Source organism: Erythrobacter litoralis HTCC2594, assembly GCF_000013005.1.
GTDB classification, from domain to species: Bacteria; Pseudomonadota; Alphaproteobacteria; order Sphingomonadales; family Sphingomonadaceae; genus Parerythrobacter; species Parerythrobacter litoralis_A.
Genome location: NC_007722.1, coordinates 2,615,228 through 2,635,441, shown reverse-complemented (window position 1 = coordinate 2,635,441; position 20,214 = coordinate 2,615,228). Strand labels below are relative to the sequence as shown.

At 64.3% G+C, this 20,214-nt stretch carries 21 protein-coding genes; 9 read left to right on the top strand and 12 right to left on the bottom strand.

Features of this window, described 5'->3' with window-relative positions:
• Position 1: 1 nt before the first annotated feature.
• Positions 2 to 1,483 carry a PQQ-dependent sugar dehydrogenase gene (locus EL2594_RS12870; RefSeq protein ID WP_011415531.1) on the bottom strand — a complete coding sequence of 494 codons (1,482 nt, stop codon included), beginning with the start codon at positions 1,481 to 1,483 and terminating at the stop codon, positions 2 to 4.
• Between the two features lie 92 nt (positions 1,484 to 1,575).
• Here EL2594_RS12870 and EL2594_RS12865 point away from each other — a divergent pair, with 92 nt between their 5' ends.
• Positions 1,576 to 2,058 carry a GAF domain-containing protein gene (locus EL2594_RS12865; RefSeq protein ID WP_011415530.1) on the top strand — a complete coding sequence of 161 codons (483 nt, stop codon included), beginning with the start codon at positions 1,576 to 1,578 and terminating at the stop codon, positions 2,056 to 2,058.
• Between the two features lie 125 nt (positions 2,059 to 2,183).
• Positions 2,184 to 3,176 carry a hypothetical protein gene (locus tag EL2594_RS12860; RefSeq protein WP_041685350.1) on the top strand — a complete coding sequence of 331 codons (993 nt, stop codon included), beginning with the start codon at positions 2,184 to 2,186 and terminating at the stop codon, positions 3,174 to 3,176.
• 101 nt (positions 3,177 to 3,277) lie between these two features.
• Here EL2594_RS12860 and EL2594_RS12855 read toward each other — a convergent pair whose 3' ends face one another.
• The 6 genes from EL2594_RS12855 to EL2594_RS12830 all read right to left on the bottom strand — a co-directional run bounded on the left by EL2594_RS12855 (position 3,278) and on the right by EL2594_RS12830 (position 9,146).
• Entirely contained in the window at positions 3,278 to 4,270 is a 993-nt protein-coding gene (locus EL2594_RS12855; protein ID WP_011415528.1) for a ParB/RepB/Spo0J family partition protein, read from the bottom strand.
• On the bottom strand, positions 4,267 to 5,043 hold the full coding sequence (locus tag EL2594_RS12850; RefSeq protein WP_011415527.1) for a ParA family protein: 777 nt from the start codon (positions 5,041 to 5,043) through the stop codon (positions 4,267 to 4,269). Before EL2594_RS12850 ends, EL2594_RS12855 begins: the two co-directional genes overlap by 4 nt.
• Positions 5,040 to 5,663, bottom strand: a complete 624-nt coding sequence (rsmG, locus tag EL2594_RS12845) for a 16S rRNA (guanine(527)-N(7))-methyltransferase RsmG (RefSeq protein WP_011415526.1) — start codon at positions 5,661 to 5,663, stop codon at positions 5,040 to 5,042. Before rsmG ends, EL2594_RS12850 begins: the two co-directional genes overlap by 4 nt.
• Entirely contained in the window at positions 5,660 to 7,513 is a 1,854-nt protein-coding gene (gene mnmG, locus EL2594_RS12840; protein ID WP_041686082.1) for a tRNA uridine-5-carboxymethylaminomethyl(34) synthesis enzyme MnmG, read from the bottom strand. Before mnmG ends, rsmG begins: the two co-directional genes overlap by 4 nt.
• Positions 7,514 to 7,583: 70 nt before the next feature.
• Positions 7,584 to 8,858 carry a tRNA uridine-5-carboxymethylaminomethyl(34) synthesis GTPase MnmE gene (mnmE, locus tag EL2594_RS12835; RefSeq protein WP_011415524.1) on the bottom strand — a complete coding sequence of 425 codons (1,275 nt, stop codon included), beginning with the start codon at positions 8,856 to 8,858 and terminating at the stop codon, positions 7,584 to 7,586.
• Between the two features lie 18 nt (positions 8,859 to 8,876).
• Positions 8,877 to 9,146, bottom strand: a complete 270-nt coding sequence (locus EL2594_RS12830; RefSeq protein ID WP_011415523.1) for a DUF6489 family protein — start codon at positions 9,144 to 9,146, stop codon at positions 8,877 to 8,879.
• A 139-nt stretch (positions 9,147 to 9,285) separates the two neighbouring features.
• Here EL2594_RS12830 and EL2594_RS12825 point away from each other — a divergent pair, with 139 nt between their 5' ends.
• Genes EL2594_RS12825 through EL2594_RS12815 form a run of 3 tightly spaced genes read left to right on the top strand, consistent with a single transcriptional unit; the run spans position 9,286 to position 11,978 of the window.
• Positions 9,286 to 9,984: a dienelactone hydrolase family protein gene (locus EL2594_RS12825; protein WP_011415522.1), complete on the top strand. Its 699-nt coding sequence runs from the start codon at positions 9,286 to 9,288 to the stop codon at positions 9,982 to 9,984.
• Between the two features lie 12 nt (positions 9,985 to 9,996).
• Complete coding sequence (locus EL2594_RS12820) at positions 9,997 to 11,577, top strand: FMN-binding glutamate synthase family protein (protein WP_011415521.1); 1,581 nt, start codon at positions 9,997 to 9,999, stop codon at positions 11,575 to 11,577.
• On the top strand, positions 11,574 to 11,978 hold the full coding sequence (locus EL2594_RS12815) for a nuclear transport factor 2 family protein (RefSeq protein WP_011415520.1): 405 nt from the start codon (positions 11,574 to 11,576) through the stop codon (positions 11,976 to 11,978). Before EL2594_RS12820 ends, EL2594_RS12815 begins: the two co-directional genes overlap by 4 nt.
• Before the next feature lie 37 nt (positions 11,979 to 12,015).
• Here the strand turns inward: EL2594_RS12815 and EL2594_RS14975 are convergent, their stop codons facing one another.
• The 5 genes from EL2594_RS14975 to hemE form a co-directional block, all read right to left on the bottom strand.
• On the bottom strand, positions 12,016 to 13,434 hold the full coding sequence (locus tag EL2594_RS14975; RefSeq protein WP_011415519.1) for a sensor histidine kinase: 1,419 nt from the start codon (positions 13,432 to 13,434) through the stop codon (positions 12,016 to 12,018).
• Between the two features lie 58 nt (positions 13,435 to 13,492).
• On the bottom strand, positions 13,493 to 14,026 hold the full coding sequence (locus EL2594_RS12805; RefSeq protein WP_011415518.1) for an AAA family ATPase: 534 nt from the start codon (positions 14,024 to 14,026) through the stop codon (positions 13,493 to 13,495).
• 16 nt (positions 14,027 to 14,042) lie between these two features.
• The gene (gene rho, locus EL2594_RS12800; RefSeq protein WP_011415517.1) at positions 14,043 to 15,308 is read right to left on the bottom strand and encodes a transcription termination factor Rho; all 1,266 of its coding nucleotides are present in this window, start codon (positions 15,306 to 15,308) and stop codon (positions 14,043 to 14,045) included.
• Between the two features lie 201 nt (positions 15,309 to 15,509).
• Complete coding sequence (locus EL2594_RS12795) at positions 15,510 to 15,953, bottom strand: CopD family protein (protein WP_011415516.1); 444 nt, start codon at positions 15,951 to 15,953, stop codon at positions 15,510 to 15,512.
• 22 nt (positions 15,954 to 15,975) lie between these two features.
• A complete protein-coding gene (gene hemE, locus EL2594_RS12790; RefSeq protein WP_011415515.1) occupies positions 15,976 to 17,001 on the bottom strand; it encodes a uroporphyrinogen decarboxylase in 1,026 nt (341 codons plus the stop codon).
• 324 nt (positions 17,002 to 17,325) lie between these two features.
• On the opposite strand from hemE, the gene EL2594_RS12785 reads away from it, so the two are divergent.
• The 4 genes from EL2594_RS12785 to coaE are packed head-to-tail and all read left to right on the top strand — an operon-like array spanning position 17,326 to position 20,214.
• Positions 17,326 to 18,162 carry a pyruvate, water dikinase regulatory protein gene (locus tag EL2594_RS12785; RefSeq protein ID WP_011415514.1) on the top strand — a complete coding sequence of 279 codons (837 nt, stop codon included), beginning with the start codon at positions 17,326 to 17,328 and terminating at the stop codon, positions 18,160 to 18,162.
• A complete protein-coding gene (locus tag EL2594_RS12780; protein ID WP_011415513.1) occupies positions 18,159 to 18,749 on the top strand; it encodes a Maf family protein in 591 nt (196 codons plus the stop codon). The genes EL2594_RS12785 and EL2594_RS12780 overlap by 4 nt, the downstream gene beginning before the upstream one ends.
• Positions 18,746 to 19,627: a shikimate dehydrogenase family protein gene (locus tag EL2594_RS12775; protein WP_011415512.1), complete on the top strand. Its 882-nt coding sequence runs from the start codon at positions 18,746 to 18,748 to the stop codon at positions 19,625 to 19,627. The genes EL2594_RS12780 and EL2594_RS12775 overlap by 4 nt, the downstream gene beginning before the upstream one ends.
• Entirely contained in the window at positions 19,624 to 20,214 is a 591-nt protein-coding gene (coaE, locus tag EL2594_RS12770; protein WP_011415511.1) for a dephospho-CoA kinase, read from the top strand. The genes EL2594_RS12775 and coaE overlap by 4 nt, the downstream gene beginning before the upstream one ends.

Here is a 20,214-nt window from a genome sequence, read left to right as displayed (position 1 = left end):
CCTAGTTGACGTTCGGATTGCTTTCGCGCGCGAAGTCCTCGCCGAAGCTCGCGCGCGGATCGCCACGGAGTTCGGTCTGGGGCCGCAGGCTCTCGCTGCGGAAGCGCGCCGGTGCCGTGCCCGGCTCGGCGCCCGGTGCCACCACGCGCCAAATAATGCCTGCGGTGTCGTCGCTCACCAGCAGCGAGCCATCGCCGGCCCATTCGACCCAGGTCGGGCGGCCGCGCGTAGTGCCGTCTTCTTTGAGGAAGTCGGTCAGCACCGGGATCGGCTTGCCCTGCGGATTGCCGCGCTCGTCGAAAGCGACATAGACGACGTCGTAACCCGAAGGCGGCTTGCGGTTCCATGAGCCGTGCCGTGCCACGAAGGCACCGCGCGAGAAAGCTTCGCCCACGCGGTGACCGTCCGCCGTAAAGACTAGTCCCAACGCCGCCACGTGCGGCCCCATCGCGTATTCCGGACGGCGGGTATATTCGACGAGAAAGGCAGGACGCGGCGCATCGACGCGGGTGTCGATATTGTCCTTCCAGTATACCCAGGGCCAGCCGTACTGCGCGCCGACGGGAACATTGGTCAGGTAGTCCGGCACCAGATCCGAGCCCAGCATGTCGCGCTCGTTGACGGTGGTCCACAGCTCACCGGACATCGGGTTCCAGTCGAGCCCGTTGGGATTGCGCAGGCCGAGCGCGAACTGGCGCGGGGTGTCGGTCTCGAGATCGTATTCCCAGATCATGGCCCGGCCCTGTTCGACCTCCATACCCTGCTCGCCGATATTCGAGACCGAACCGACCGCGATGTAGAGTTTGGTGCCATCCGGATTGAGCTCGATATTGCGCATCCAGTGCCCGCCGCCCGGCGGCAGGTCCATCAGCTTGCGCGGGTCGCCAGTCAGCGTGGAGGCGCCGAGCTCGTAAGGGAACGCGAGGACCGCATCGTGATTGGCGATATAAAGCGTTCCGTCGGACCACGCGATGCCCGAGGGCGAATCGAGGTCGTCGGTGAGCGTCTGCCTGATCTCGGCCACCCCGTCGCCATCCGCGTCGCGCAGCAGCACCAGCTCGTTGGGCGATTCGCCCGCGGCCCCTGCCCGTTCGAACAGCAGGCCGGCGACGAAATTGCGGATGCTCGCCATGATGCCGCCATCTCCTCCGCCATCGCCCTTCGGCGCGCGGGTCAGCGTGACGAGGACATCGCCGTTCGGCAGGCGATGGAGCACGCGCGGATGATCGAGACCCTCGGCAAAGCGCACCACTTCGAGGCCCTCGGCCGCTGTCGGCACTTCGCCTTCTGCCCAACCGACAGGCTTGGCGATCTGCACGGTCGGGAAGGCTTCTTCCTCGGCTTCCGCCAGCGTCGGATCGGTGCCGCTGACCGCCTCGACGGAAAGATCGGCAGTGTCGCCCCTGGTCAGCCAGAACCCCAGCAGACCGAGGACGATGAAAAAGACCAGCAGGGCGATAAGGATTTTGCGGAAGGTGCTCATGCAACAGGAGATAGTCACGCTATCACAGCGCGGCAACGATTTTGCTCGCCCGGGCGCTTGTGTGGCGGGTGCGAGCGGCTAAATCACCCTGCATGTTCGACTTCGCCCCCGATGAAACGTTGCCCGCCGAAGAGCGCTATCGCCAATTGGTCGATGCCGCCGACGCCCTCACCGCAGGGGAAGGCGATGGCGTTGCCAACATGGCCAATCTGGCCGCGCTGATGTGGGAATTCATCCCGGACCTGAACTGGGCCGGGTTCTACCGGGTTGTGGACGGTGAATTGGTGCTGGGGCCCTTCGTCGGGCGCCCCGCCTGTATCCGCATCCCGATCGGCCAGGGCGTATGCGGTGCAGCCGCATCCTCCGGCGAGACGCAGCTGGTCGAGGATGTTCACGCTTTCCCCGGACATATCGCCTGCGATGCAGCTAGCCAGTCGGAACTGGTGGTTCCGGTCGTGCGGGACGATACGGTCGTCGCCGTGATCGATCTCGATGCGCCCACCAAGGCACGGTTTGCGCGTGCCGATGCCGAAGGTATCGAAGAGCTCGCGCGGCGGATCGCCGGCCGGATCTGAATCGACCCGAAACGGGACAGCGAGCGCCAGCCTCGTGACTCTGCGCCTTTCGATGGTAACTTTTCTGTTAACGCCCCTGACTCGCGCGCTCCTGCGCATTCAGGGCTTGCGAGAGGGAGTTACCCATGCCGAGTGCACGATCCGCATTGTCGTTCCGCTATCTGGCCGCAGGCGGTGTCGCTGCCGGCGCCATGATTGCCGCCACACCGGGGCTCGCCGCTCAGGAAATGAGCTACGAGCAGCGGGTGTACGAATACGCCCAGCCGCTGCCGGAAGGCGAGCAGCAGACGGTCTTCGTCAGCGACCCGGTGGTGCAGTCGGTGCCCGCCCAGTCCGAATATCGGGAAACCTTCGGCGCGCCCGAAACCGATTACGAGGTCGGATACGAAGTCCAATATTCGCATCCCGCACCCGTTGCAACGCATGGACCGGCAGGCGTCATGCATCCGCCGCAGCCGGTGGTGCATCCGCCAATGCAGCACCGGCCGATGGCCGCCGCGCCGCATCATCCGGGATATCCGCCGATGCCGCCGGTCTTCGATCGGGGCGCCTGGCTCGACGAATGCCGCGCCTACGTGCGTGAACGCCGCCGCCGCGGCGATCGTGGCGCGACAATCGGGGGCCTGCTGGGTGCCGCTGCAGGCGGGGTGATCGGTAACCGCGTTGCGAGCAGCGAACGGCTCGGCGGCGCGCTGATAGGGGCCGGAGTCGGTGGGCTCGCCGGCCTCGCGATTGGATCTGCGGTCGCGCTGGCGCAGGGCGACCCGGACAAGCGCAACTGCAAGGATTGGCTGGAGCGATACGAAGACGGCATCGCCAATGGCGGTTACTATCCGGGCGGCTATTACCCGGGCTATCCCGGCCACGGCTGGGGTGGCCAATGGGGACAGAGCTGGAGCCACGGCTCGGGATGGTCGGGCGGCTATGTCGTCGCACCCGTCACGACGGTCGTCGTTCATCATGGAGGCTATGTGCCGGTGGTGCGCGAGATCGTGACAGAGGAGTGGGTCGAAGAAACCGTCACCCACAAGAAGCACTACCACAAACCGGCCGAGAAAAAGGTTCGCTACATCAAGCAGAAGCCGGTCAAGCGGACGAAGTATATCAAGGGTAAGTAAGCGCCTTCGCCCTCGGGCGACGACGAGGTCTTCGGGGCCAAAGTTGCGCCGCGCAACTTTGGCCCTCAGCTTATATACACTCTAAGTCACTGAAAACGCGTTCAAATGTCGCCGCCGGTCAGACGCTGGCAGATGAGATCGAGCTGGTCTAGCGTACGGTATCGAATGGTAACCGCGCCGGAGCGCGGATCCCGGTCGGTCTTGATCTTGACCGGCAGGCCGAGAAATTCCTCGAGGTGGTTCTGGACCGCGGCGATATCGGCATTCTTCACCGGATCGCTTGAAGGCCCGGACTTTCTGTCCTTTGACGGCGCAGTCTCTCCGCGGACGCGCTTCTCGACGTCGCGCACCGACATTTTGTTCGAAACGGCCTCGCGCGCGAGGCCGACGGCATTTTCGTAACCGATCAGCGCGCGGGCATGGCCCATCGAAAGATCGCCGCTCTCTACCATTGCGATCACCTCATCCGGCAGGGCCAGCAGGCGCTGCAGGTTGGCGACGTGGCTGCGCGACTTATCGACCAGCTTGGCGATCTCGGCCTGGCTCATCCCCTCATCTTCCGACAGGCGATGGTAGGCGCGCGCTTCCTCGATCGGGTTCAGGTCTTCGCGCTGGATGTTCTCGATCAGCGCCAGTGCCATGACTTCGCGCTGGTCGAGGTCGCGGACGATGGCGGGAATCTGGTGCAATCGCGCCTTCTGCGCTGCACGCCAGCGACGCTCGCCGGCCACCAGCTGGTAACGCCCCTCGCCGTCCGGGCGGACGATGATCGGCTGGATGACGCCGCGCGCCGCGATCGATGCGGCAAGTTCATCGAGCGCGGCTTCGTCGAAATGAGAGCGCGGCTGGCCGGGCAGCGGCGAAATCGAGGATACGGGGATGGTCCCGAGCCCGCCATTCGGCGGCACCGCGGGTTGCGGCGCGCCGGAGCCGTCTTTGTCGTCGCTCGCAGGCTGCACAAGCGGTTCTTCGCGGCGCATTTCGCCCATCAGCGCACCCAAGCCGCGACCGAGCTTCTTCTTTTTGTCGGTCGATTTGCCCATGGCGCTCAAATCCATGGAATTGCTCGATTTCTTGCTCGCACCTTTGCTCATGCGGCTTTCCTCTCCTCGGGCAGGCGACCGATCAATTCGCGGGCCAGGGCCATATATGCGCGGCTCCCGGCGCAGGAATGGTCGTACACCAGCGCAGGCAGCCCGTGGCTCGGCGCTTCGGACAGGCGGACGTTGCGCGGGATGACTGCCTGGAACACAAGATCGCCCAAGCAATCGCGGACATCGTCGGCGACCTGGTCGGTCAGGCGGTTGCGGCGGTCGAACATGGTCAGTGCGACACCGATTATGCCGAGATCGGGGTTGAAGCGCTGTTGTACCCGCTCGACGGTCTGCAGGAGTTGGCTCAGCCCTTCGAGCGCAAAAAACTCGCATTGCAACGGCACGAGCAGCGTATCGGCGGCACCGAGCGCGTTGAGCGTCAGCAGCCCGAGCGAGGGCGGGCAGTCGATGAAACAGATTTGATGATCGGTATGGCCCGCCAAGGCGCTGCGCAGGCGGTCAGTGCGATCGTCGACGGAAACGAGTTCGACCTCGGCCCCGCTGAGATCCTGCGTAGCGGGGACGATGTCGAGACCGGGGATGCTGGTTGGCGAAATACAGTCGGCGAGCGGGTATTGGTCGACGAGCAGGTCGTAGCTCGAATTTTCGCGGTCTTCGGCGTCGATCCCCATGCCGGTGGAGGCATTGCCCTGCGGATCGAGATCGATCAGCAAGGTTTTCCAGCCTGCGGCGGCCATCGCGGTGGCGATATTGATCGCGGTGGTGGTCTTGCCGACCCCGCCCTTCTGGTTGGCGATTGCTATGCGGATCATGTCTTCGCTCTCCCTCGCCCGACCAGAATGGCCGCTTCTTCGCTCGTAACGGACTGTTCCACGTGAAACAATTTCTGCCACTTGCGACTCACGCCCTGCAATTCCTGCGCGGCGGAGCGCCCCTTGGGCAAGACCCATGTGGTGGTGTCGGTGGAAAACCTTGCGGACAAGCGGAGGAGCTTTTCGAGCGGAGCGAAGGCCCGTGCCGAAATGACACCGGCTTCGCGCGCCTCAAGCAGTTCTAGGCGCATCCCGGCGACGTCGCAATTTTCCAGTTTCAACGCTTTAACCATGTCCGTGAGCCATTCGACGCGCTTCCGCCGTGATTCGACGAGCAAAACCGGCTTTTCTGGCTGCATCGCGGCGACAACGAGCCCCGGAAAGCCCGCGCCCGACCCCAGATCGAGCCAGAGCCCTGTTTCACGTGAAACATGATCGAGCAATTGCGCGCTGTCCGCGATGTGGCGCTGCCAGACCTCGCCGAGCGAACCCTTGGAGACAAGGTTTTGCCGCTCGTTCTCGCTTCTCAGCGCCGCAACCAGTGCCTCGATACGCTCCATCCCTGCCGCATCGCACCGCTCCGCCACGAATGCGCGCGCCTGCTCTTCGGTTGCGATCACGCGGCGGCCCTGCCCCGTTTGCGCGTATGGACGAGGACAGCCGCCAGGGCTGCTGGCGTAACGCCCGGCACGCGCCCGGCCGCTGCGAGCGTTTCCGGCCGCGCCGCCGTCAGGCGCTCGACCATCTCGCTGGACAGGCCAGGCACTTCGGCAAATGGGAAATCCGCAGCCAGGGTAATCGCTTCGTTGGCCTTCAACTCGCGCAATTCGGCATCCTGCCGCGCGAGATAGGGCGCATAGGCGGCGTCCTCGGCCAGTTCGGCCGCCAACTCGGTCCCTGTGTCCACTTCCGGAACCAGGGGCGCAAGATCGGGGAAGTCGATGGTCGGGAAGCGGAGCCACTCGCGCAGCGCCATCTTGCCGGAGTCGCTCTTCACCGGCAGGCCGAGATCCTGCATCTGTTTGGCGCTGGCCTGACTATCGAGCGCCGCATCGAGACGTGCGCGCTTTTCTTCGCGCCGCGCAAACCATTCGGCACGCTCGCCACCGACACACCCCAGCTCAATCGCCAGGGGCGTAAGGCGCGCGGTCGCATTGTTGGCGCGCAGGCGCAGGCGATACTCGGCCCGGGCGGTGAGCATGCGATAGGGCTCGCTGACCCCGTGCAACGTAAGATCGTCGACCATCACCGCCATGTAGCTGGTCGCCCGGTCGAGCGCGGGTGCTTCGCGGTCGAGCACCACGCAAGCCGCATTCAGGCCCGCGATCAATCCCTGCGCCGCCGCCTCCTCGTAACCGGTGGTGCCATTGATCTGTCCGGCGCAATAGAGGCCCTCGACATCCTTGAGCCGCAGGCCCGAGGTCAGCGCACGCGGCTCTATATGGTCGTATTCGACCGCATAGCCCGGCTCGACCAGTTCCACGTGAAACAACCCGTCCATGGCTCGCAACATGCCGAGTTGCACATCGACCGGCAGCGAGGTGCTGATGCCGTTGGGATAGACCAGGTGGGTGTCGAGACCTTCGGGCTCGAGGAACACCTGGTGCCCGTCCCGATCGCCGAACCGGTGGATCTTGTCCTCGATCGAGGGGCAATAGCGCGGCCCCTGCGCGTCGATCGCGCCCGAAAACAGCGGAGAACGGTTGAGATTGGCGCGGATAATGTCGTGCGCTCGCGCATTGGTGCGCGTGATACCGCAGAAGATTTCGGGGTTGCTCCGCGCGGGCGTCAGCGCCGACAGCGTCCAGTCCTCGCCGTCGGAAGGCTGTTCTTCCAGTGCTGCCCAGTCGATCGTTCGCCCGTCGAGCCGCGGCGGTGTCCCGGTCTTGAGCCGCGCCATCGGCAGCTCCAGCCCATACATCTGTTCGGCCAGGCGCGAGGCAGAATCCTCGCCGATCCGCCCGCCGACCATGATCTCTTCGCCGCGATAGAGCTTTCCGCCGAGAAAGGTGCCGGTGCACAGGATCACTGCCTGCCCAGACAGCGCAGTGCCATCCGCCAGCTCGATCCCCGTCACCCTCGCGCCTTCGAAGCGGAGCGCCGCGACCTCGCCCGGGACGACAGTCAGGTTCTCCTGCGTCGCGACGATGGCCTGGACCGCAGCATGGAAGAGCTTGCGATCCGCCTGTACGCGCGGACCCCACACGGCGCTGCCCTTCGAACGGTTGAGCATGCGGTAATGAATCGCCGCCGCATCGGCCGCGCGGGCGATCACACCGTCGAACGCATCAACCTCGCGTACCAGATGCCCTTTGCCCAGCCCGCCGATCGCCGGATTGCAACTCATCGCGCCAATCCTGGCCGGGTCGAAGCTCACCAGCGCGGTGCGCACGCCCATCCGTGCCGCCGCGCAGGCCGCCTCGACGCCGGCGTGTCCGCCGCCGACCACAAGGATGTCGAAATCGTGCATGGCGCGGCCCATACAATGTAGCGCTCCCGCTCGCTACCCCATTTGCAGCGGGTGTTTCACGTGGAACAGGCTATTTTCCGATGCAGAAGCGGCCGAAAAGCGCATCGAGCATATCTTCGGTGGTCGCGCGGCCGGTGAAGCGGTCGAAGGCGCTGCGAGCGGTGCGGAGGTGCTCGGCTGTGATCAGCAAGTCCTGCCCGCGCGTGATTTCCGCGAGTTCGCCAGCCGCTTCGGACAGCAGAGCGTGCTGCCGCGCATTGACCGCCACGTCGCCGGGCCTGGGAAGCAGGTCGCGCGCGGCATCGCGCAGGTCGCGAACGAGCGCATCGATCCCCTCCCCTGTCTTCGCCGACAATCGTAGCCGTGGCGCGGATTTGGCGGTGCGTTCGTCGATATCGCTCTGCGCGTCGATCTCCCACGCATTGTCGGGCCCTTCGCCTTCGGGCCCGAGCCACAGCACGATATCGGCATCGCGCAAAGCCGCACGCGCGCGGTCGATGCCGATCCTTTCAATACTGTCATCGCCACCTTCGTGCAGACCGGCGGTGTCGATCAGGGTGAAGGGGGTGCCGCCAAACGCAACCGGGCGTTCTAGCACGTCGCGGGTCGTACCGGCGATCGGCGAGACGATCGCCGCTTCGCTCTGCAGCAATGCATTGAAAAGCGTCGACTTGCCGGCGTTAGGCGGACCGGCGAACACCACGCGTACTCCGTCGCGGAGCCGTTCGACCTGCGGGCGCTCGAGCCATTCGCCAAGTTCGTCCGCCAGTGTGGAAACATCGGTGTAGAAGGCGGGTGCAAGCTCGTCGACGTCGTCCTCGTCGGAGAAATCGAGCGCACTTTCAACCTGCGCCGACAGCGCCAGCACCCGCTCGCGCCACCCACCGACCAGCTCGGACAGCCGTCCGCCCGCCGATGCCTGCAGCACTTGCCGCTGCAGCTCGGTTTCGGCGAACAGCAGGTCGGCCAGCCCCTCCGCCTCGGCCAGATCGATCCGGCCATTGGCAAAAGCGCGACGCGTGAATTCCCCGGGCTCGGCACGGCGCAATCCCGGCATGGTGCCGAGTGTACGCTCGATTGCAGCGATCACCGCCCTGCCCCCGTGGCAGTGAAGCTCGACGCAATCCTCGCCGGTCGCGTTGTCCGGCCCCGGCAGCCACAGCACCAGCGCATCGTCGAGCGTCTTTCCCTCGCCGTCGCGCAACCGCCGCAGCGCAGCCTTGCGCGCGTCCGGCACGCTGCCTGCCAAAGCCTCCAGCGCACCCCGCGCTTCGGTCCCGCTGATCCGTATCACGCCGATCGCCGCGGGCGGCGCGCCGCTCGAGAGGGCGAAGATCGTTTCCACGTGAAACAGGTGGGGCGTTCAGTCCTTGGACTTCTTCGACGAACCTGCGGCCCGCATGCCGCCGGCGGCCAGACTGCCTTCGACGAAGTTCTGGAACAGCTTGAGCCCGACCTGCCCCATCGGGGCCATGGTCTTGGCCAGTTCCTGCAGCTGGTCGGGGCTGGAAACGCTCTTCATCGCCTTGGTCATGTTCTCGACATAGACGTCGTTGGCCTTGCTTACGTCGGGCAGGCCCATGAAGGTCCGCGCCTCCTCCGGCGTGCAGTCGATCTCGATATTGACCTTCATGGCGTGTCCTCCCTCGGTGCTGTGTGCCGCGCCTTGCGTAGTTCGGGCGCATTTGGGTTTGCATTCCCCCGCCCGCAAGCGATAGGCCCTAGCGCGCAATCGGCACAACAGAAATTCATAAAGACGCAGGAGAGACCCCATGACCGCGCAAGTCACCATCCCCTCGCATTACGGCGACCACGACTTCTCGGCCTATGTCGCCCGCCCCGAGGGTGAGCCCAAGGCAGCCATCGTCGTGATCCAGGAAATTTTCGGCGTGAATGCCGGTATCCGCCGCAAATGCGATCTGCTGGCCGAGCAAGGCTATCTCGCGGTGGCGCCCGACCTGTTCTGGCGGCTGAAGGAAAATATCGAACTCGATCCGGACATCGAACCGGAATTCCAGCAAGCGCTTGATTACATGGGGAAATTCGATCCCGACGGGGGCGTGCGGGACATCGAATCGACGATCAAGTGGGCGCGCGCGGAAACCGGCGGCAAAAAGGTGGGTGCAGTCGGCTACTGCCTCGGCGGCAAGCTCGCCTACATGACCGCCGCCCGCACCGACAGCGATGCCACCGTCGGATATTATGCCGTGGGCGTGCCCGACATGCTCAATGAAGCGCACGCCATCGCCAACCCGCTGATGCTGCATATCCCGACCGAGGACGGCTTTGTCGACAAGGATGCGCAGAAGGCGATGCATGACGGGCTCGACGATCATCCCAAGGTGACGCTGCACGATTATCCCGGCCTCGACCACGGCTTCGCGACCGAGTTCGGCAAACGCCGCGATGAAGCGGGTGCGAAACTGGCGGACGAGCGGACCGATGGCTTCTTTGCCGAGCACCTGGCGTAGGGCGCACGCCGCATGACGCTCTACTGGCGCTATGTCATTCCGCTGGCGCTGCTGGCGCTGAGCGGCTTGGCGGGGTTGCTGCTACCCTGGGCGCTGGTGATTCTGGGGCCGCTCACGCTGCTCGCGCTTTGGGATTTTTTCCAGACCCATCATACGCTTCGGCGGAACTATCCGCTGATCGCGCGGATTCGCTGGCTGATGGAGGATTTGCGCCCGTTTGCGCAGTCCTACTTCGTCGAAGGCGATCTCGAAGGGCGGCCCTTCAGCCACCAGGCGCGGGCGCTGGTCTATGCGCGGGCCAAGGGCGATCTCGACAAGCATCCGATGGGCACCGAGCTCGATGTCTATTCGGACGAATACGAATGGATGAGCCACTCCATCGTGCCCGACGAGAGCGTGCCCGAGGAATGGCGGCTGACGTTCGGTGAGAGCACCTGCAAGCGGCCTTATTCCTCCTCGCTGCTGAATATCTCCGCCATGAGCTTCGGCTCGCTCTCGGCGCGCGCGATCGAAGCGCTCAATGCCGGGGCGGCGCAGGGCAATTTCGCGCACAATACCGGCGAAGGCAGCATCAGCCGCTATCACCGCATGCATGGCGGCGACCTGATCTGGGAACTGGGCAGCGGCTATTTCGGATGCCGTGCGAAGGACGGCGGTTTCGATGCCGCGCAGTTCGCAGACAACGCCGCGAGCGACCAAGTCAAGATGATCGAGGTCAAGCTCAGCCAGGGCGCCAAGCCGGGCCATGGCGGGGTGTTGCCGGGCGAGAAAGTCACCAGGGAAATCGCCGAGGCGCGCGGAGTGCCGGTGGGGGAGACGGTCAATTCACCCGCCGCGCATTCGACCTTCGCCACGCCGATCGAAATGCTCGAATGGCTGACCGAATTGCGCGAACTGTCCGGCGGCAAGCCCGTCGGCATCAAGCTGTGCGTCGGCCAGCCGCACGAGATCATGGCGATCGGCAAGGCCATGCTGGAGACCGGCCTGCATCCGGATTTCATTACCGTCGACGGCGCGGAGGGCGGCACGGGCGCTGCTCCGCTGGAACTGTCCAACAGCGTCGGAATGCCGCTGCGCGAAGGGCAGGTCTGGGTCCGCAACATGCTCGTCGGCACCGGTTTCAAGGACCGCGTGAAGATCGCCGCCTCGGGCAAAATCCATTCGGGTGCCGGCATGGCCAAGGCCTTCGCCATCGGCGCCGATTGCTGCAATGCCGCGCGGCCTTTCATGTTCGCGCTCGGATGCGTGCAATCGATGGAGTGCCACACCGGGCATTGTCCGACCGGCGTCGCGACTCAGGTCGCATGGCGGCAGCGCGGGCTGGTCGTGGAGGACAAGGCGCCGCGAGTCGCCCGCTTCCAGCGCGAGACGCTGCGCTCGTTGCGCGAGATCACCATCGCCATGGGCCTGCAATCGCCGTGGGAGATCGAGCCACGCGACATGCGCGAGAGGGTGAACGGCGCGCGTTCCGACGCGATCGACCGGATTTATGCATTTATCGAGCCTGACGCGCTCAAGCTGGACCCGGCGAGCACCCGTATCGCGCATCACTGGGCCGCCGCCCGCCCCGACAGTTTCAGGAGAGTATCATGACCAGTACCAATCCCGGACTCGCCAAGTGGCACGATTACATGGAGAACCACGAAGGTTCCGCCGAGGGGCTGAAGCAGGTGCTGCATGAGGATTGCGTCTTCCACTCACCCGTCGTGCACACACCGCAGCGTGGTCGCCCTATCGTCACCGCCTATCTGATGGCCGCAGCGGGTACGCTCGGCCAGGGCGATTTCCAATATGTGCGAGAGATGGCCGACGGCAATCACGCTCTGCTGGAATTTACCACCACGATGGACGGCATCCACGTCAACGGTATCGACCTGATGACGTTCGACGAGGACGGCATGATCACCGATTTCAAGGTCATGGTCCGGCCGCTAAAGGCCGTGAACAAGGTGTGGGAGCAGATGGCCGCGATGCTGGAGAAGCAGAAGGTTTGACGCTGCGCGCTTCGCAGCGAACGCCGCCTTCGGTCACCTACTGCGGTCGCGCATCCGGCGGCAGCGCCATCGACAGACGGAACAGCGTGCCGCATTCGCGCTCGACATAGCCGGTATCGGCGTTGAGCTGCGCCGCCAGCGCGCGGACGATTCGCTGGCCCAATCCGCTGCCGACGGCCTCGGGCGCTTCCTTCAGCCCGACACCGTCGTCGCCAACGGTGAGCTCGAGCGTTTCGGCATCGATTGCGATCGCCACCGACACCGTGCCGCTCCTGCCGTCGGGAAACGCATATTTGGCAGCATTCATCGCCATCTCGACCAGGATCAGCGCCAACGGGACCGAATGCTCGACCTTGAGCTCGACCTCGCCGCCGCGGTGTTCGAACACGAACTGCACGCCTTCGCGGCCACCCAGGCTACCCACTACATGCGTCAACAGGTCCTCGAGGTAGCCGGTAATCTCCACCCGGTCGTGCGAGCTGGTGCTGTAGAGCCGCTCGTGCACCCGGGCGACGGTCTCGACCCGCCCGATCGCTTCGCGCAGCGGCACGGCCAGTTGCTCGTCCGCCGTGCGCGATTGCAGCGTCAGCAGCGAGGTGATGATCTGCAGGCTGTTCTTGACCCGGTGATTGACCTCGTGGAGCAGCACATCCTTGCTCTCCAGCGCCGCGGCGAGCGCCCGTTCGGTGTTCTTGCGCTCGGTGATATCGAGCGACGCGATAAACAGGCGCTTGTCCGAATCCCGCATGCGCGTGATCGTTGCCACGAACCAGCGATGGCTGCCATCAGCGGTCCAGGGATATTCCATCACGGTCGGATCCTCGGCCTGTTGTGCTACACGCAATTGCGGAAGGATCGCCTCGACCGTCACTTCGCCCAGCACCTCGCGCGCCGATTGTCCGCGCAATTCGTCGATGCCGAAAGCCGCAGCCATACGGGCATTGCCCATCACCAGCGCAAAATCATCATCCTCGATATCGACCACGGCGGTGTAGATCCCCGCAGTTTCGAAAAATGCGCGGACGGTTTCCTCACTTTCGCGCAACTCGGCACGGGCGGCATATTTTTCGCTTTCGTCGCGGATAGTGAGAACCGCACCGATCTGCACACCGTCTTCGCCGACCAACGGCTTGGCCGAGCCGACCGCGTGGACCGTGCTGCCATCGGGGCGCTTGATCAGCCATTGTGCATCGGTCACGGTTTCGCCGCCGACTGCCCGAGACAGCGGCAAGTCCTTGAACGGATGTGGTTTCCCGTCCAGCGTGAAGAGGTGGTAGCAGTCCGCATAGTTTTCCGGCTCGACATCGAGCTCGGCCACCCCGTGCATTGCGCGCGCGGCGTCATTGACATATTCGATCGATCCGGCGGCGTCGGTGACGATGATCCCTTCGCGCAACTGGTCGAGCACCAGGTGCGAGGCAATGCGCCCGAGATCGGAGACCGCGATCGTAGTCATTGCGCTCAGCTAGCGTGAAAAATATGCAACATGAAGCGATTTCGCTTGGCGCAGAAGCCTAGCGGTTCAGCAGGGCTTCGACCGCGCGCACCCTTTCCTCGACATCGGCCAAAGGCAAATCCACCGGCACGTAGCCATAGTCGCGCCACGCCTGTAAATTCTGCCGATCGCTTTCGACCGCCTGCTCCCAAGTCTGGATGCGTTCGGCGTCCTGCCGATAGATGTCTTTCCACGCAGGCGCTCGCAGCACGCAGTCGAATCGCAATTTCCGGCACGCCGCATCGACTTCAGGCATCGCCGCCCGCCCCTCGATCCGCAGGAACGCGACGATATCGCAGAAACCGCGATCGAAGATGACCGTCTGACCGGGCTGGACTGCCTCGAACGCCGCGCGGTCCATCTCCAGCATCGCCATGGCGAAGCCGTCTGGATCATCAGCGCGCAGCTCCATTCCGCCCGGTCGCTGCAAAATGGTGCGCGCAGCCTCGGGCACGACCAGCCAGCCGCGATCCCCGAGCGCGTGCAGCAGAGTGGACTTTCCCGCCCCCGGCGCACCCGTAATAGCGATGCGGCGGGGTGCGGGTTCGGACACCTTGCTGGTTCCCGGATTACTGGTTCATCGTCTCGAAGAAGTCTTCGTTGGTCTTGGAATCCTTCATCTTGTCGAGCAAGAATTCCATGGCGTCGATCGTGCCCATCTGCATGAGGATACGGCGCAGGACCCACATCTTGGAGAGCTTGTCCTTCTCGACCAGCAGCTCTTCCTTGCGGGTGCCGGACTTGCCGACATCCAATGCTGGGAAGATGCGCTTGTCGGCGACCTTGCGGTCGAGCACGATTTCGCTGTTACCCGTGCCCTTGAATTCCTCGAAGATAACCTCGTCCATGCGACTGCCGGTATCGATCAGCGCGGTGGCGATGATCGAGAGCGAGCCGCCTTCCTCGATGTTACGCGCGGCACCGAAGAAGCGCTTCGGGCGCTGGAGCGCATTGGCATCGACACCGCCGGTCAGGACCTTGCCCGAGCTCGGCACCACGGTGTTGTAGGCACGGCCGAGGCGCGTGATCGAATCGAGCAGGATGACGACATCGTGCTTGTGCTCGACGAGGCGCTTGGCCTTCTCGATCACCATCTCGGCGACCTGGACGTGGCGGTTGGCCGGCTCGTCGAAGGTCGAGGAAATGACTTCGCCCTTTACGCTGCGCTGCATGTCGGTGACTTCCTCGGGCCGCTCGTCGACGAGCAGAACCAGCAGGAAGACTTCAGGGTGATTGTCGGTAATCGCCTTGGCGATATTCTGCAGCAGTACGGTCTTACCCGTACGCGGCGGGGCGACGATCAACGCGCGCTGGCCCTTGCCCTGCGGTGAAATGATGTCGATCACGCGGGCCGACTTGTCCTTCACCGTCGGGTCGAGCGTATCGAGCGACAGCTTCTGGTCCGGATAGAGCGGCGTGAGGTTATCGAAATTGGTCCGGCGGCGCACGGCATCCGGCTCATCGAAATTGACCGTTTTCAGGCTGGTCAGCGCGAAATAGCGTTCGCCCTCGTTGGGCGCGCGGATTTCACCTTCGACGGTGTCACCGGTACGCAGGCCCCATTTGCGGATCTGGTTGGGGGAAACATAGATATCGTCCGGCCCGGCCAGATAGTTCGCCTCGGGCGAACGCAGGAAGCCGAAGCCGTCCTGCAGCACCTCGATGGTGCCGATACCCATGATCTGTTCTTCGTATTCTTCGTCCTCTGCAAGCTCGCGCAGGATGCTGAACAGCAAGTCCTGCCGGCGCATGGTGCTGGCGCCTTCGACGCCCAGTTCTTCGGCCATCGAGACAAGCTCGGCCGGGGTTTTCTCTTTGAGATCTCTGAGATGCATTCGTCGTTTCCAGAAATGGAAGGAATTGGAAAATAGCCGGCCGGTCTCATCGGGTCCTTCGACTGGGCTCAGGACAGGCTTGGGGAAAGCTTTACGATGCTAATGCCAACGCTATGGACGCGCAGGCGTGGCCAGAAGGACGTTGAAATAGGCGCGCGCCGGGCGAGCGTCAATCGGCGATTGTGCGGCTCGTTGCCGGAATCAGAACGGTTTGACGATCACGAGGATGACCGTGAGGATCGCGACGATGGCGGGCACTTCGTTGAGCATCCGCAGGCGCTTTTCCGGAATCGGCCGCTCGCCGCGCGCCATTTTCTTGGCACTGGCGCTCATCCAGCCGTGATAGCCGCTCAGCAGCAGGACCAGCAGCAGCTTGGCGTGAAACCAGCCCTGCGTCCAGGCGCCGATGGTGAACGCCAGGGCAAGGCCGAGCACCCAGACCAGGACGATGCTGGGGATCAGGATGACTTTCGACAGCGTTTGCGTCCGCTCGGCCCACAGCGCCTCTTCATCGGAGCCCGCGGTAGAGGCATGCATATAGACCATCTGCCGCGGCAGGATGAACAGGCCTGCCATCCAGAAGATCATGAAGATGATGTGCCCGGCCTTGAGCCAGTAATAGGTCATCGAAAGGAATTCCTGCATGGGCCCCACCTAGCGAGCGCGGTCAGCGCTGCCAATTGCGAACTGTATCCACCAGCCGTTCGACGTGTCCGATGGGCGTGTGCTTGTCGATCCCGTGACCCAGATTGAAGACATGCGGCCGGTCGGCCAGCGCGCCGAGGATAGCCTTAGTCCGCTCGACCATGGCATCGCCGCCGGCAAGGATCTGGAGCGGATCGAGATTGCCCTGCACCGGCATGCCATCGGGCAATACCGTATGCGCCCAGGCCGGATCGATCGTCTCGTCGAGCGCGATGGCATCGACGCCGGTCCCGGCGGCATAAGCCGAGAGCTTGGCCCCTGCCCCCTTGGGAAAGCCGATCACCAGCGCATCGGGCCGCGCTTCCTTCAGGCGGCGCACGATTGCGGCATTGGGCGCGATCACCCAGCGCTCGAACTGGTCGGGGGCGAGGCTCCCAGCCCAGCTGTCGAACAGCTGCACGGCCTCGGCTCCGGCATCGATCTGGCCGACAAGATACTCGACGGTGAGGTCGATGATCGCATCGACGATCGCCTGCAATTTGCCCGGATCGGTATAGGCCATCGAACGCGCAGCCTGCTGGTCGCGGCTGCCCTCGCCCGCCACCATGTAGGTCGCGACGGTCCAGGGGCTGCCTGCAAAGCCCAGCAAAGTGGTCTCGGGATCGAGGGCCGCACGGACCTGGCGCACCGTCTCGTAGATCGCATCCAGACGCTCAGGGACCGTGCTGAGTGCCTCCAGCTCGGCATCGGCCAGCCGCGGCGAGAGATGCGGACCTTCACCGGCCAGGAATTCGAGCTTCTGGCCCAGCGCATGAGGCACGATCAGGATATCGGAAAACAGGATCGCCCCGTCGAAGCCGAAGCGGCGGATCGGCTGCAGCGTGACTTCGCGGGCCGCTTCGCTGTCATAGACCAGCTCGAGAAAGCCGCCCTTCCGCGCCCGCAGCTCGCGATATTCCGGCAGGTAACGCCCGGCCTGGCGCATGAGCCACAGCGGCACGCGATCGCTTCGCGTTCTGTTCAGCGTGTCGAGAAGAAGACCGGGCATCGGGAAAGAATCCAATCAATAAATAGTATTTATAAAGAGATGATGGAGTCTGTTGGCCCTGTGGAAAGCGGGCACAAGCGGCGCCTGCCCGAATTCTCCCGTCGATGCCAGTCCCATCATCGTGTGCGACTCTGCATGAAACGGGAGTCAAAGGATTCTTATCCCGCCTTTCCCCAGCCTGTCCAAAAGCCGCGCCTTGTGTTGGTATCCGCAGGCCCGAATCGGCTGGTAGCGGGCATGGAATCGTGTCCCCAGCCTGTCCGCGGTTTCCTCCCGTGGTTTATGCTGGGCTTTCTCCACAGGCGCCGATAGGGCGTGGAGCGCATGAAACGCATCCACCTGCACCTGCTCTCGGACTCCACCGGCGAGACGCTGGAAATGATCGCCAAGGCGGCGCTGGCGCAGTTCGAGAATGCCGACGTGGTGCGGCATTTCTGGCCGATGGTCCGCTCGCGCCAGCATCTCGAGCGCATCGTGCCGGAACTGAGCAACAATCCCGGCCTGGTGCTGTTCACGCTGGTCAATGCCGAAACGCGCCGGGCGCTGCGCGATCATTGTCGTCGCCTGTCGCTGCCGGCCGTCGACGCGCTCGACGAAGTGACTGCCGCGCTCGAAGTGCAGCTCGGCCAGGAAGCGCACGGCAGGCCCGGTCGCCAGCACAAGATGGACGAGGCCTATTTCAAGCGCGTCGAAGCGATCCAGTTCACCATCGCGCATGACGACGGGGTCGGCTGGGAGAACTGGGAGGAAGCCGATATCGTGCTGGCCGGCGTGTCGCGATCTTCGAAAACGCCCACCAGCATCTATCTTGCCAATCGCGGGTACAAGGTCGCCAATATTCCGCTGGTCATGGAAAGCCCGCCGCCGCCGGCGCTCTACGAGCTGAAAAACCCGATGGTGGTCGGGCTGACCACCGCGCCCGAGCGGCTGGTGCAGATCCGCCGCAACCGCCTGCTGACTCTCAACGAGCAGGCCGAGACATCCTATGTCGAAAAGGACCGGGTGACCGAAGAGGTCAAATTCGCGCGGCGGCTGTTTTCGGACAACAACTGGCCGGTGATCGACGTGACGCGGCGCTCGATCGAGGAAACCGCCGCCGCTGTGATCCGTTTGCACAACGAACGCCATGCGCGGGTCAAGCCCGGGGAGAAGCCGATATGATGCCGCTGGTCCTGGCCTCCAACAGCGCCTCGCGCCGCGCCATGCTGGACGCGGCGGGGATCGCATACGAAGCGCAAGGCGCCGATATCGACGAGCGCGCGCTCGAGGCCGAGATGGCCGATTCCGCCGCCGCCGAAGTGGCGCAGGCGCTCGCTGCGGCGAAGGCCTTTGCGGTGTCCGAGCGCGATTGCCACCGGTTGGTGCTGGGCAGCGACAGCCTGGTCGAAGTCGACGGGCGTCGTTTCGACAAGCCCGAAAGCCGCGAGCAGGCGGCCGAGCACCTGCGGTTCTTTTCGGGTAGAATCATGCAGCTCCACAGCGCCGCGGCGCTGGCCGCCGATTGCCGCATCACCTGGATCGGCCACAGCATGGCGAGCCTGCATGTGCGCGAATTGAGCGACGCCTCTATCGAAAGCTATCTCGACGCCGAATGGCCGGAGGTCGGCGCTTGCGTCGGCGTGTTCCGGATCGAGGGGCGCGGGGTGCAGTTGTTCGAGCAGATCATCGGCGACCAGTTTACCGTACTCGGCATGCCGTTGTTGCAGGTTATGGCAGCCCTGCGCGAGCGCGGCGTCCTACAGGCATGAGTATGCCCCCTTCGACAGGCTCACGACAGGCCTACGCCGAAGTCATCGGCGATCCGATCGCGCAGTCCAAATCGCCGTTGATCCACATGTTCTGGATCGCACAGCTCGGGCTCGATGCCCATTATCGTGCGCAAGCGGTCGCGCCGGAGGCACTGGCGCAATATCTGTTCGAGCGGAAGGGCGACGCCAACTGGCGCGGCTGCAACGTCACCATGCCGCACAAGCAGGCGGTTCTGCCGCTGCTCGACCGGCTCGATCCGACGGCCGAGAAGATCGGCGCGGTGAATACCGTGGTGCGCAGCGATGATGGCGTGCTGACCGGATACAATACCGATGTCGTAGGATTCCTCGAGCCACTGCGAGACGAGCTGTCGGGGCACCACCTGTTCCGCATGACGAGGGTCATCGGCACCGGCGGGGCGGCGCGCGCGATCGTCGCCGGGCTTGCCGGGGAAGGCTTCACGATCGTGCTGGCCGGTCGCGATCCGGAAAAGGCAGCGCGCCTGCTGGAGGAGCTCGGCGGCCCCACCGAACATTTCAACCCGCCGCTATCGCATTTTGCCGAAGCAACCGACTTCGCCTTCGACGACCGCGAGCAATGTCTCGATCTCGTCGTCAACGCCTCGCCGCTCGGCATGGCGGGACAGCCGCCGCTCGCTTTTGCGATCTCGCACGCACCGCCCGGATCGATCGTCTATGACATTGTGACCGATCCCATCGACACCGTGCTGCTGGAGCAGGCGCGCGCGGCGGGATTTCGCACGATCGACGGCCTCGCCATGCTGATCGGTCAGGCGGCGGAGGCATTCGAGCTGTTCTTCGACGCCGCCCCGCCGCGCGACTTTGACCAAGAGCTGCGCGAAAGGCTTCTCGCATGAATCGACCCAAGATTATCGGGCTCACCGGTTCGATCGGAATGGGCAAGTCGACCGTCGCCGATATGTTCGAGCGTGCCGGCGTGCCCGTTTTCGATGCCGATGCCGAAGTGCGCGCGATGCAGGGGCCGGGCGGCGAACTGCTGCCCGCCATCGAAGCCGCCTTCCCCGGTTCGACCGGGCCTGAAGGCGTCGACCGCGAGGCCCTGGGCGCGCAGGTTTTCGCCGATGCCACGCTGCTGGCGAACCTTGAGGCGATCGTGCATCCCGCGGTCGGTGCCAAGCGCGCCGCGTTCCTCGAGCAGCATCACGACAAACCGATGGTCGTTTTCGACATTCCGCTGCTGTTCGAAAAGGGCGGGCACGCTGCGGTCGATGCGGTCGTGGTGGTGTCTGCTCCCGCCGAAACGCAGCGTGAACGGGTGCTCGCCCGGCCCGGCATGACGCCGGAGAAGTTCGAACACATCCTCACGCTGCAGGTGCCCGATGCGGAAAAGCGCGAGCGCGCCGACCATGTCATCGATACGGGACAATCGCTGGAGGCGACCGAGGCTTCGGTAAAGGCGCTCATCGCCGAACTCGCGGCCTGA